Genomic DNA, 13,494 nt, shown 5'->3' with positions numbered 1-13,494 from the left:
GTTTCCGGCTGCGGCCTTACACTCACATCATAAAGCTTGTCTTGTGCCATAGCCTCGAAACGGTTCATCAGGATATAGCCGGTTTTCTCTGCAAGTGGCGCCGCCGTGATATCACTGCGCAGGTAAACGAAACGTTCGCTGCCGCGCTGGCTCGCTGCCGTGTCGTGCTCCCAAAAATTTCGCGGATGGCTCTGCGCCAGAGGCCTCGCCAGTACGCCGCTACAGGCATAGTCGGGTTGATTGGCCGCGCATTTTTCAGGGGTATCGGCCAACCGTAAATTGAGCGCATCAGCGGTTTCAGGCCCCGTCATGGCCCAGGCGCCAAGATTGAACATGCATAGCAAGACCATGCCGTAAATTCGCAGCAATACAGGTTTCATATTCCAACCCTTGAAGGAGGTAGCGAAATATTCGCTACTAAAGGTAAGGAGCGGCCGGCCAGACATTACACCCTTCCGCCAACGACTGTTGATGGGTTGCATCTGGCCTTACCGGTTCCAGGTTGAATGTGGGCTTATTGCGTATTGGCTTGCCGTTGTAGTACCCAGTCAAGTGACAGACCAATTGCCTGCGCATACCACCACCATACTTGTCGCCGCTCCAGCGAGGATCATCCCCGTATTTTCTCAGCAGCTCTGCATACATAGCTTCGGTCTCATCCGGCCCTACATTGCGCGCGTGTGTCGTAGGGGTAACCGACAGGCTCCAGACCCCGTTGCCCAAATGCGGGTCACCATCGCGCTGAATCCATGTCGCCTTCTCGATATAACTATTGGCTGAAGTTTTGTCGATGGGTCGAGGCAGGTCTCGATGTTGTGCATCCGCTTCGCAGGAGAAACTCGCCCTACTGTTTACGTCCTGTGGGAAACCCAGCTTGATTACTGGTACCCATGCACCGGTTTGCTGGTAGTAATCGAACTGATTTTTCATCGCTGCTTTTTTTCCTGTTGCCAGGCTGTAGAAAAAAGCTGCCACCGGTGCCTTGTCCTTTTCCCAAGCCACAACGCGCAGTTCTGTCTGCGTCGCTTGTGCATCGGAGGTGCTGGCAATGGCCTGTCGCGCTGCAATGAAGTCCTTGAACGCTTCGGTACGTTGTTCACGTGTCAAGTTTCGGCTCATGTCAAAGCCACACTGCTTTTTGTGCCGATCACTATTGCTATTGGCGGCAAGTGCATAGTAGTGCCTGGACCAGCCCGCAGCATCGGTAACCCCCAATGCTTGACAACTTGCCTCTGTCTCAGTGGTGAGCGAACTATCGGCGCAGCCACGGTTGGCCCGGAAGTCTGTCCAGGCATCAATTGGGAATGCACAGAATACGTTTAATTTTTTCTCTCGGTCCTGTACAAGCTGACGAGGCGTGAAGATAATTCCGTTAGCAGATGCGAGCCCCGGATCCTTGTAAGCGATACGATCAGCACGCATCCATGAAACCGAAACACCGCCTGAGTTGATGGAGGCAGGGCTAGGATTCCAGACATAGTATTTAAATGGGTCCGTGTCGGCAGGGATTTTTTCAGGGTTGCCCGTCTTCTCATCCCAACGGTGGGTTGCCCTCATCATAACGCCGCTGCAGTCAACTGCTGGATCTATACCGCATGCTGCTCTCGTATCTGAATACCACCTGGTGATCTCCTTAACGACGCCTTCGCACGTTGCAGCATCTGCAACAGTGCCAACCAATATTAGCGGAACGAAAAGTGCCGAGGTAATTCCGGCTTTTATGTTTCTCACAGTGGCATCCTCTCGGTAATTCATCCTTGATCCCGATGCTAGGGGGTACACTGTGGTCGTAACAACTGGTAAAAATGCTAGTTTTCGTTAACTTCCAGTGTTCTGTCCTCGATGCAAAATACTTCTCTATTTAAACTTTCACGGCCTCTTGGGGACGCAGGATCTTGACCAAGGTATCTTCACCTTTGGCGCTCCAGACATACCGGCATAGCTGAGCGTTGTGCAGCGCGCTAGACGCGCTAATGGATGCTGCTGATCAGTCGACCTTGCAGATAATCCATGGCGGCGAACAGCGTGAGTGTGTCGTGATGGACATAGTCATGCGTCTGCCTGCGAACAGGCGTCTGGGCTGATCCAATAAAAAACAGATGCGGTCACTTTAGCTGCGCTCGAGTCTCGGCATGTCGTTGCTCATCGACGATACAGCTTTGACAGGCGGTGACGGTAGATCATGCAGACAGTCTCCGTTTTATGGTGGCTGCGCGTGTGGGCACGCTTGCGTGCGCCGGAGTTTTTCGTGATTTTACCGCCGGTCTGTCAACCCACGTACAGCTGCCTCCCCCCGCGACGCGGATGCCCTCAGGAGAAGCGTGAAGATCTCCCGCAGCGTGCGAACCGCTTCGAGGCGCCTGAACCTAAGTACGTAGTTGTTGAAGACCAGCGGCTTGCCCTTAGCCTTACGCTTCTTGTTCAGCAGACTCGAGGCAGCGATGTCAGCATGCGCACATTGGCGCAGTTCAGCATCACATCGCCTTGCAGGTACGCCATCACGCAGCCTCTCTTCCCCGAAACGAACGCCCTACGGCCTCCAGCTCGCCACATGCATCTCCCTGAGGTACCAATCGAATATCCACCCGACGATTTTCTGCGCGACCATTCAGGGTGTCGTTGCTGCTGACCGGTTGACTGGCGGCAACACCTTGGACAGCAAAGCAACTGTCCGGGATATCGCCCATACGCTGCATCCAGTCGCGAACAGCGGAAGCGCGGGCACGAGAAAGATCGAGATTCTTGGCTGCATCCCCTCGCGCATCCGCATGCCCGGAAATAACGACCAGCCAGCCTGGTTGGGCTTTAATGCCAACGAGAGCATTGATCAACAGTTTGGTTGAACCGGGTTTGAGTTCGGCACTGCCAGGATCGAACAGGTTCAGGCTGTCGAGATGGATTGGATCGGGCACAGGGGGTTCTTCGGCTTGCCTGGCTGCCCACTCTTGCCAGCCCAACCACCCCATGAATGCAATTGTGACCATCAATGTCAGCAACCACGGTAATACGGCACGCTTCTGCGCCGCAGGCTCGACAACGAATGTATAAGTCGAAGGCGCAGAAGCGACAGCAGCAATTTGAGGCGAGATGGATGGCTCAGCAATTGTTGCCCAGGACTGCAGAGAAAGCGGCATCGCAGTTGCCCTACTTCCCGACATGCGTTGCAGAAGGCTGACTAACTGGTTTCTGAAGACCTGCAGCGATACCAATGGAGCATGACCATGGCGTTCCAAGCGGTGCTCCAGCCGGCTCAGCTCGGCAATCAGATCGCTCAGCACGGCCGTGTTTGAAGTGCCCCACTCCACCATGCGAACCAATGGATGCAACTGAGTAAACAACCATGCAATGAGATCGATGCGGGCTGACGCCTGCACTGGCCACAAGCTCGGCCACTCATTGCTCAGCGTAAAGAGCAGCGCCACACCCTCGGTCAAGCCCGCCACTCCGGTGCGGTAGCTACGCGCCAATACGAACGCCACCGCCGTTTGCAGCTCAACCCCATTCAGCTCGAAGAGTCGCAAAGACAACCCCTCAACTTTTGCCCAGTCCACATCTGGGCAGGCGGGATGGGTGAGCTTGGCCAGCTCACCGTGCAACACCTTGAACTCATCGAAGTTGCCCGGATCCCCTCCCAGGCGAACACGCATCTCAAAAAGCGCCGTCATCTGGCCCCCTGTTGGCTCTATTACACGCAAAGGTAGCCTTCCTGCTTGAGGTGACGCACTACAACCCTGCCGTCAGCGCCAAGCGTGGTTCCAAAGGACGCCCTGCTGCCGCCCTTGATGAACACATCAAGGGCGTATTCAAGATGGCCAGGACGAGACTGAGGTAATAGCTGAATGCTCACCTGCGCCAGGCGAGGCTCATAGCGGCGCAACGTTCGGGCGATGTCGTTCATCAAACCATGGGCTGAAGCCGGTAGCCCTTGCAGCACCGTGCCCATATCCGGCAAGCCATAGTCAGGCAGATGCGAGAGTGAGCCTGCACGGCTGTTGAGAATGCGCTGAATGTTGTCCAGCACCGAGAGGGTCAGCTGGTCATCTTCATTCACCTGGTCCAGCGCTAGCTCACCGCAAAAGTTCTGCAACAGGATTTCGTAAAGAGAAGGACTGGTCTCAGGCATGCATTCAGCCCTCCGCACGATGTTGAAGCGTCAGTCGGTTATCGCCCAATTCCAGCACTCTGGCCTGATCCGGTTCGAGGTCGTCACGGTGCAAGACGATGCGCCACGTATTTTCAAAAACGTCTGGACTTCGGAACAGAGCAACCACGGCAACGTATTTAGCTTCGCCTAGCAGTGGTGCACTCAGTTGCGCCGCCTCACCAGGCTTGACCACGACAACGCGCTCATCGAGCAGATCATCGCGCAGCACTCGCTCACCTTGGCCTACAAGATCGTCATAGGTAGCGTTCTCCAACGCCTTGCTGCCCTTCAACTGGTAGACCCGAACCAGCACTGGCACCGACAATCCGCTCATCTCTGCGCCATCGGTATTTATCGCTACCCGGCCATTGAGATCTAGATGCAGCGTTTTGACTTGCTTGTAGAAGATCGCCTGGGCAGTGGACGCGGTGCCGTCTGCCACCGTTTGTGCAAGGCCGCACCCACTCAAAACAGCAATCAAAGTTGGTGCCGTGAAGCATTTAAAAACGGTACGCAACATGTTGTACCTCCTTCCTGCGAGGGTTCAAATGCAGGCCTTGATATCGGCCCAGGTTGATCGTGATCGTGTCGTCTTGAGCCGATGGGAGTACGCTCTGCGCCCGCTTCAACACAGCGGTCATGCCAAGCATCGACCGAGTGCGTCCTAGTACAGGAGCCGGCACCATCTCGCGTGGAATTGAGAGCTGTAGCAGCGCTGTGCAACGCCACCCCAGATACACCTCAAGCAACACCCGCAAATCGGCTATCAGCCGGCCACCAGGAAGCCACTCACGCGCTTCATCCTGGTCCTCGGTATACAGCCGCAGGCGCAGCTGGCTGTTCGCGTCGTGCCCGACAGCGCCCAACGGCATGCCCTGGCCCAAAGTCACCGGACGATCTGGTGCAAGGCTGGCGGGCTGCTCAAGCACAACGCTCTGCGGCCAATGCCCGGTCACGTGCGTATCCGTGTGTGGCGCCAGCAACTTCACCAACGCACCAATCCCCTCCACGTTGCGCGTGGGTAGACGCATGACGCTAAGCAGGGCCAGAAAACGTGACATCGGTGTGGCGATACGCTCTGCCGTACCGGGAATGCCCAACCCGATCAAGCCCAATAAACACTGTGAAGTGGCATCGCGCCCGCCTGGTTCGAACGTTGCCGGGTAGGAGTACTTGCGCCAGATCCGATAGAACTGGGTGAATATTCGATGGTTGAATATATCGAGGAAGTGCTCCAGCGCCTCATGGCCTTCGCGTCGCAGGGCGATATCGTCCAGATAGGCCGTGGGCAAAGGAGAGTCGACGCCATACAAACCCAGCAGCCGGGTTCGCACTGTCAGCGGTCGGTGTGGAGCAGACTCGTCGATTTCAATGGCTTTCAACTCGCCTGCTGGAAATCCCATTCCAGGATCTGGCCGGAACCTGATTAGGTCATCGCCGGGATGTGCAGTGCTGCCCAGCGGTGGTTGTTCAGCCAACACCTGCTCCAGCACCTGGCAGAAGCGGTAGACGTTAGCCGTCGATACCTGTTCAGCCAACACATGCACAATGCCCTCGGCCTTCAACCGGGAATACGCTGACTGTGATGTTCGTTCCATCGCAGGCACCTCCCCGTCGGCTGCAAAATCATCGTCAGTTGAGTGCACAAATGAATGTCCGCATACAGAGCGAAGAACCGGCTGAGCATTTCACCGAACAGGCAGATATCCCCCTCGCCTGAAAAGCCATTGCTATCGACCGTCACTTCGATATCCACACCTCGCAGCAAGAAGCCTTTTTCAAATCGCTGAATCAAGTGATGCTTGACGTCAACAATGGCCTCCAAACGGCGGCGGTTCGTTTCGTTACCCGTCCACTCGTACAAGGCCAACGTGCCACGCAGTACTTCTGCACTGTTGAGCATCGGTAGAAAATTCGACCCCAGATGACTGAGCACGCGCCAGTGAAAACGATCGCGATTCGGCGGGTAGCACGGTAGGGTCGGCGCGGTCAGGTTGCGGACTCGCAAGCCTGCCTGTGTGGACTGCGCCGCAGCGTCGAGCAACGTACTGCGCAATGCTTTTCGCGGCAGCTGGCCATTGGTACCGGTCAGGCGCAACGACAGGCTTTTGCGATTGAGCAACACATCCTTGTCAAAGCCCTCCCCGCCAAGAATCAGCCAAGTGTCATGAAGACCATTGGCGCCGCGTCTCAGGCGGGTATGAAAATAGCGCTCGGGGGCCTCATCGCGAAGCATCCCCCCTTTGTGACGAAAGCTGCTGAACGGCACGTAATCCTGACGAACGCTGTCTTTCGCTCCAGAAACCTTGTCTACCGAGTAGATCTCTGTATGACCGTCCTGCAAGCGCATTGGGCGAAGCAAGTATTCATTCTGCAACGGGTCCAAGATGAGTGGATCGGCCTCTAGTGCAAATAAGTTGATCACGGGGACCGCGTGCAAACGAATGTGCTCTTGCGTCGGCGTAAACGTATGCGACCAGGGCTCACTGAGTACTACTTCAAGCTCGAACCACGGCGCGTGCGCAGGCAGCACGAGCGATTCCAGGCCGCAGAGCGTCACGAACATGAACTTCTCGCGGAACGTAAAGTACTCCAGCAACAACTGATAACCGCTGAAGGCGCTGTCGCCTTTAGGCCAAAGGCGATCATCGTCCGCAAACCCCTTTGGCTTGAATTGCCCCGCAAATGCCTTGCGCTGCGCCGCGCCTGGCAAGCGCACATGCAGCGCCTGCACGTTCAATGTCAGCGCCTGGTGCAACACACTGGCAAGCGCCGCGTCGGCATTCAGATACAAGGGAATGTGCGCAAGATCGAGTTGATCCCAGTCGGCCAGTGCTCCACGCGCGAAGCGTAGGCGTAGAACTGCACGTCCATCGGGCTCATGGTCAAGTCGCACGGTTTCCAGATTGAGCGGCCGTAGCGTCAAATCCTGCGTGGTGGAGTAGCGGCAGCGGGTACGGTGCTGCCCCACCGGCTGTGACAGCACCTGAAAACCTCTTGCGACCTCCTCGCTGCCCTTCATCTGATTGACATCTGGCATAAGCTCGACGATGGCCAGCGATGGGATGGTACGCAGGTAATGCGGCCACAGCAGGCTGACCAGCCCCTCCGTCAGCTCAGGCAGGTCATCGTCCAATTTCTCACGCAGACGCCCCATCAAGAACGCAAAGCCTTCGAACAAGCGCTCCACATAGGGATCTTCAGCGCCGGGTTTATCCAGGTTGAGCTGCGCCGCCCGATCCGGGAAAGCTTGGGCAAACTCCTTACCTGCTTCCCGCAAGTAGCGCATTTCAGCGTCGAAGTAACGCAGGGTTAGGTTGTCCGTAGTCAAAACAGATTCCTGATCAAAGTGAATTAACTGCACAGGATTGCAGCGCGTACCGGGTCAATGGATACGAGTGCTGCCAACTGGTGTTCCATTTGCCGCGCCAGCGCAGGCCGGTCTGCGTCGTTGCGCTGGCCCTTCAAACGCAGCAGCTTGAGTAAACGCGCCTTGACCTCGAAGAGCAGGTCGGGCTCCCAGTCGGCAAATGTGTGGCGTTGCGCGGCAGCGTCCAGCTCAGTGAACAAATGAATGGCCAGTTCGGCCTTGCCACACTGCTCGGCCACTCGCGCCATCAGCAAACGCAGTAACCAACGCTGTCGCCCGGTCTGCACATCGGGCCGACTCGCCAGCCAAGCCAGCGCCTGCTCGACACCATCAGCATCCGCTTGCGCCAGTGCCTCGGGTTCCAAGGCGAGTATTTCGCATGCGGCCGCCGACAATGCGGGGGCCGCTGCGGGCAGCCATTGTTCTGGGCGGTTACCGCTGACCTGTTGGTTGATCCACTCACGCGTGGCTTCATCAGCGAATGGCGAGCCATCGCTCCAACACAGCAGCTCCACGCCCGGCAGACGGTGCAGCAGCATGGCCAGATCGTGTTTGACGATATCCGCCCAGCTTTTGTAGGGCTCAGCGGATTTGCTCAAGGCCTGATGGAGATACCATTGCAGATCCAACCAGAAGTGGTTGACGCCTTCGGCATACATTTGCTCAACCTGATCAATCAGCTCGTTCCAGCTTTGCTGCAAGTGCAAGCGCTTGAGCTGAGCGCGATACTCGCCGCGAGGCGGCGCCAGGCGGGTAATCCCCTGGGCATTTTGCGGCGGTATCTGATGCACGGTGTCCCAACGCAAGCTCTTCATCAGCCTATGCGCTGCCAACCACCCTTCGGGTTGATCACGTAAATAGCTGGCTAGCCCTCGACCACTGTCCAGCAGATCTCGGCCCGACTTTATGGGTGTTGGGCTCGGGCCTGCCGCCCTACTGTCTACGGGTGAATCACTGCCAGTCTGAGGGACGATTGCATCGACACCTCCCGACACAGCGAGTCGGGCAGTGAGGGCACCGTACAACGCGTCCAGTCCTGGCCGTTGGTCTTCAGGCCAATGGCTGAAGCCGTGCTCCAACCATACCAAAGCAGCCACCGTTCGCTCGGTTTCAGCTTTGACCACCTGTGGGTACAGCGACAGGCTTGCCAGGACCCTGCTGCCGGCAAGCCACTCCAAGGCCATCTTGCGGCTGTTGCCACGCACAGGCAGGATGCCGTCGGCATAACGATCCATTAACGCTGCCAACAAGTTCAAGCCATCCGCCAAGCCTGCCTCTCCGTCCCGGTGCAAGCGTGCCCAGAGGTAGTAAGTGGCAACGCGAAGGTCTTTACACGAGTGCTGGAGCAGCTTCTGCCCCAGCTGCGCCACCAGCTCCACATCCGCCCCGGAAAGCTTGTTGACCTCCTCGCGCATACGCTGGAAGTCGTCGTCATAAACCGGATCCTCGCCTACGGGCGCGTCATCACGGATGGGGGTCAACCAGGTTTTCCAGCACTCGCTGTGCTCGCGCGCCACGGCCAGTGGCTCGCAACCGGGTAAACAGCTTTCGATCAGGCTTTTCAGACTCATTCGATGCCCCCATTCTGCGCGTACTGCGGCGTGTCACGGCCATCGACCAGAAAGATCTCTCGCGGCAAGCTGAACCCTCGCAATTTGAGCAGCGCAAGCGGGCCTTCCCCCAACTCGGTGCGCAAGTGCCAAGTGAGGCGCAAACCATCTGGCGCATCCAACACGACCCGGAAGCGGCTATCGCCGTCGTCCAACGCCGTGACATTGGCCTGCTCCAGCAGACGAATCAGTCCCCAGGTGCCCTGGTAGTCCGCAAAGAGACGTTCGCCGGTGTAGACACTGCTCCACGTCAGGCTGATGCCGGGATGGTCACCCTGCCCGGGCCAGCGAAAGCGTTGCCAGCTTTCTCGCTGGTTGAAGTAATGGTGCTTTTCACCATTGAGCACGAACGTGGTCTGCACCACATCACGCACAGGTTTGCCTTGCAGCTCGAAGCTCAAGCCCATACCGCCATCGGTGTAGAGCACATCGGCCAGACGACTGAGCTGATTGATCGCTGTCAGAAAGTCCGGGTTGAAACGCAGCCCCTGGCTTTGCCGCGGGTCTGCCACCCAGCGGCTACCTTCTTTTCGTAGAAGCCCCGTGAGCTGCTGGGCCAGAAACTGTTCGATCCGCCCGGAGTCGGCGCGGATCATCTGCCCCAGCATGGGCAACGAGGCGCCACTGCTGGTGGCCGCGAAGGGATACCGGCCGCTGAAAGCACCCTGCCACTGATCGACGATCGAGCGCTGCCACGCCCTGTTGAGGCCTGCCGACGACGGCTGCAGAATCTGTTGCCAGGCCTGATCCAGCGGCTGCACGAAGAGCGTATTGGCAGCCGCGCCCCAGTCGGCGCCCAGGCTGGCGGCGATCAGGTTGCCATAGGCCTGGGTATCGGTCAGGTCCACGCTTTTACCTTGGAATACCGTCTGCGCCAAGGCCTGGATCATTGCTTCAGGATCGGGCGCATTGACCACCTGCTGCAGCTTCAAGCGCACGCCGGTGACCCGCGTGAGGAAGGTTTGCAGGCTCAAACGGTCATCGCCCGATCGCCCTTCCGCCTCCTTTCCCAGCAACGCCATCAAGGGGCCAAAGGTGCTGTCGAGCGGGCCGTTTGGTGTTTGGGGAAGTTGATCGACTATCGGCGCTGCTTTTTGCCCCACCAACTTCTGTGCGGATTCAATCAGGGAATCGGCCAAGGCCTGGCCACGAACGCCTGCCTGGCCCTGGTAACTCAACGTGTTCATCAGGGCGATAAATGGCGACTGACGCACATCGCTCATCAGCGTCAACTGTGCAATCACATCGCTCAGGCCATGGCTCTGCTGCCAGCGCAGGCTGTTGAGGAAGCCCAGCCAGGCACTGCTGTAATCCTGGAAGTAGCGGGTAGTCAAGCGCTCCCTCAGTTGCTCGGGGCTCAGCGCCTTGGCAATGTCGTTGGGGTGGTCGCTGAGTACCCAGTCGATCTCTTCGCGGCGCGCCTGCGCCGCCTCTTCAATGGCTGCACGAACCTGCCCTTCCCACGCTTGGCGGGTAAATACACCGGGGACCTGTTCTGCACTGGTGAACAGGGCGCTTGCATCGGTGTCGCCGACCATCTGCTGCAAACCCAACGCCGGGTAGTGGTTCGCCGCGGTGTCGAGGACCTGCTGGTACAGGCTGCTTTCAGCGTTTCGCTGGCCCAGTTCGCGCAGCAGCACATGACGCGTTTGGGCGATCAACCTGAGGTCGGCCTTGATCGCCCAATCCGGGTGATCGGGCAGATGCTGGCCGTAGAACGTCCACAGTGCCGGTTCGGCAGCGCCCAAGGTCTCGGCCAAGAAAGCCGCATCGGCTTTTTCCGGGCGCGCCAGCATCAGATAGGCTTTGAGGCAGTTGTACGTCAGCTGGGCCCGCTTGGCGCGCTGGGGACTCGCCGGAGGTAAGTTGACCAACGCCTTGAGCCGTTTTTCCAGTTCAGAGACGGCGGGGTCACGGAGCAGTTGGTTATTGGCCTGCGTATAGAGCGGCCACACCGCTTCACGCAGGTCCTGCGACCGGTTCAGGCCAAAGCGCTGGTACCACGGTGCGCCGTGTTCTGATCGGTAGTCCAGGCGGGAGAGTTCACGCACCATCTCGCCCAGTGCCTGTTTAGTGTCGGTGCCTGCTACAGGCTGCTGCAACGCGCTGTAGGCCGCCGCGATCTGACCGACCTCGGCACGGTTGCTGGCAAAGGACAACACCAAGCCGATGCCCCAGATGGAAGCCAGGCCCAGCGCAGAAACGTAGGCGACTCTGGCTGGGTGCCAACCCAGTCGGCGGGCTCGGGCGGAGCGATCGTTGAGGATCCCGGACCATGCTGGGTCTTCGGGCCAGTGGTGTTCGATTGCCGGCACAGATCCAGACCTATGAGCTGGCAAGCTGAACCACACGCCACGGACCTGGATGCCTCGGGAGCCCCTTCCTGAGAGAGACTCAATCAGGCGATACCATCGTGCAGCACCGTCAACCTGCAGGTCACGCGCAAGCCGCAGAAGAAAGTCGTGCGCTATCTGGACCTGCATCTGCGCCAAACCTTGTTCGCGCAGAGAGCGCTGCAGGGCGCCTAAATGCTCCTTCAAGTGAGCTACGGATCGTCGGGTAGGAAGCAAGCCACCGACCGCCTCAATGCCACGCTCCGACTCGTCCCAGTGGCTTTCACAGATTTGCCAAACATGCACAGGCAATTGCCTGCCTAGATAACGGCTCATCTCCTGCAGATGATGAATGCTTGCACTCATGGAAGCAGCATCGTCGAGCTGGCGTTCGCTTAGCGCCCAAACGACACCATCAATGCCGCGCCAGCGAAACTGCTGTTGCCATTTGTCGAGCAGCGTTGTGTCTGGTTTAGAAAGGAGACTGCCACCATAAAGAAGCACAACTGCCCGTCCCGACAGCCACTGTCGTTCAATCAGACCAGGGACAATGGCATTGACTTGGGCAGGCTCGCCGACCACCAGCAGCACCTGTACTCTTCTCGACCAAAACCAACCGTACTGTTGGCGAAGATACATTCGACTCAAGGGACGGCTGTCTGCAGCCGCGCCGTAGAATGCATGCAAGGCTTTGGATCGGATCTCTGCTACTGGCTGAGCACTGCCCTCGGTGAGATGGCGGTAACTGGAAGCACCGAAGCGACGGGCAAGCACCAAGCCCCCAACAGTAACCAGCACAATCAGAAAAGCGATCCCAGGCAATACTACTGACAGATCCCACCCTTGAACGCTACCGAACGCGAAGTTCAAACCTGAGGGATAAAGCCAAAGTGCCACTCCCGCCAGCACAAGAATCAGTAGTGCAAAGAAAAGCACAACAATCAGTAACCGCGCCCGCTTGAATTGCATATGAAAACCCTACGTCATAGGTGGCGGAACGGGTGTCAGTACCGCTCCCCACAGCAGCGCGTCAGCGCAGCGCACGCCACTCAAAATTAGTTGTGGTACGCAACCACGTTGAACCGTCTGCGCAGCCAGGGCGACGGCCACCCACGGGGCTGCCGCTCCCGGATGTCCAAGTAAAGCGTCCAAGTCGTGAACTTTCCGATCAGCACGCAGCGGCAACTCAATCTCACTCATCAGGGTCGTTACTGACGCGTGGTACTTCTGTCCGATACCTGATCGCCAAATATGCTCGACACCACTTGCTGGCAAAGACGCCCAGGACAGTGCCAGTTGAGTTGCGCGGATCAATGCCCCAGCCGACTCGCCATGAGCTTGTTCCGGCCTATGCAGATTGGCCACTGGGAGTAACGCACGTTGACTCCCGGGGTTGCCTAACAACAGCCCCACCGCTGTTTCGGCGGTGCCTTGAGGGGCATCTGGTGCTACCACCACTGAGACAACCAAGAGCAGAGCTTGATCGTCGCTGCGTTGGTCCAGCCACTGATCAATCGCCTCCAGCCCCCTCCAGGTAATAGGCGTAACGGTTTGCCGAATACCCGACTCTGCTAACGCCGTCTGCCAGACCTCACCCAGTCTGTCTTCGCGCAGCGGACTATCGATCTCCAGCGACAACGCAAGCTCGACTTCATTAGCTAGTTCCGCGAGCTGAACCGCAACGTCGCTGAGTAGCTTCTTCAGGATCCTCAGAAGCGCACGTTCGGGATTCTCGCTCACATCGCCCGGCAAACGGGAATGACGCACCGTTCCCCCAGCAGATCTAGACGGTTGCGCCTTGAGGGCATTAGTCCCTTTTAAAATAGCATCCACCTGTCCCAGTGAATCCGCTGGTTCCGTGTATAAGGCCGTGTACACACTGATTGCCAATACGTGCTGATGACGTCGCCCCTGGCTGAGCGTGGATTCAAGATCAGCTGCACGAGCGGCGTCCCAACCATCGGCATTGTGCTGTCGTGCCAAGTGGTACAGCACCCGCAGACCACATATCAGGCACCATCCGAGGAGTGACACACC

The 13,494-nt window shown here is 58.0% G+C and carries 9 protein-coding genes and 1 pseudogene; all 10 read right to left on the bottom strand.

What is annotated here, in order from left to right; translation table 11 throughout:
* A pseudogene (locus tag ACEWE8_RS25525) lies at positions 1-380 on the bottom strand (hypothetical protein); the annotation flags it as partial.
* Between the two features lie 37 nt (positions 381-417).
* The gene (locus ACEWE8_RS25520) at positions 418-1,755 is read right to left on the bottom strand and encodes a DUF2599 domain-containing protein (protein WP_046785701.1); all 1,338 of its coding nucleotides are present in this window, start codon (positions 1,753-1,755) and stop codon (positions 418-420) included.
* A 743-nt stretch (positions 1,756-2,498) separates the two neighbouring features.
* Complete coding sequence (locus tag ACEWE8_RS25515; RefSeq protein WP_395589422.1) at positions 2,499-3,665, bottom strand: OmpA family protein; 1,167 nt, start codon at positions 3,663-3,665, stop codon at positions 2,499-2,501.
* 20 nt (positions 3,666-3,685) lie between these two features.
* Positions 3,686-4,123: a type VI secretion system baseplate subunit TssE gene (gene tssE / locus ACEWE8_RS25510; RefSeq protein WP_046785700.1), complete on the bottom strand. Its 438-nt coding sequence runs from the start codon at positions 4,121-4,123 to the stop codon at positions 3,686-3,688.
* A 4-nt stretch (positions 4,124-4,127) separates the two neighbouring features.
* A complete protein-coding gene (tssJ, locus tag ACEWE8_RS25505) occupies positions 4,128-4,664 on the bottom strand; it encodes a type VI secretion system lipoprotein TssJ (RefSeq protein WP_046785699.1) in 537 nt (178 codons plus the stop codon).
* Positions 4,645-5,742, bottom strand: a complete 1,098-nt coding sequence (gene tssG / locus ACEWE8_RS25500) for a type VI secretion system baseplate subunit TssG (protein ID WP_046785698.1) — start codon at positions 5,740-5,742, stop codon at positions 4,645-4,647. The genes tssJ and tssG overlap by 20 nt, the downstream gene beginning before the upstream one ends.
* Positions 5,706-7,475 carry a type VI secretion system baseplate subunit TssF gene (gene tssF, locus ACEWE8_RS25495; protein ID WP_080952095.1) on the bottom strand — a complete coding sequence of 590 codons (1,770 nt, stop codon included), beginning with the start codon at positions 7,473-7,475 and terminating at the stop codon, positions 5,706-5,708. Before tssF ends, tssG begins: the two co-directional genes overlap by 37 nt.
* A gap of 23 nt (positions 7,476-7,498) precedes the next feature.
* Positions 7,499-9,085, bottom strand: coding sequence for a type VI secretion system protein TssA (gene tssA, locus ACEWE8_RS25490; RefSeq protein ID WP_046785697.1), 1,587 nt, complete (start codon positions 9,083-9,085; stop codon positions 7,499-7,501).
* Positions 9,082-12,426, bottom strand: coding sequence for an ImcF-related family protein (locus ACEWE8_RS25485; RefSeq protein ID WP_395589421.1), 3,345 nt, complete (start codon positions 12,424-12,426; stop codon positions 9,082-9,084). The genes tssA and ACEWE8_RS25485 overlap by 4 nt, the downstream gene beginning before the upstream one ends.
* A 9-nt stretch (positions 12,427-12,435) precedes the next feature.
* On the bottom strand, positions 12,436-13,494 hold a 1,059-nt coding region (locus ACEWE8_RS25480; RefSeq protein ID WP_395589420.1), incomplete at its 5' end, for a hypothetical protein.

Source organism: Pseudomonas sp. TR47, assembly GCF_044143025.1.
Classification (GTDB): domain Bacteria; phylum Pseudomonadota; class Gammaproteobacteria; order Pseudomonadales; family Pseudomonadaceae; genus Aquipseudomonas; species Aquipseudomonas putida_E.
The sequence above is the reverse complement of the archived record's forward strand: the minus strand, read 5'-3'. Positions and strand labels throughout refer to the sequence as shown.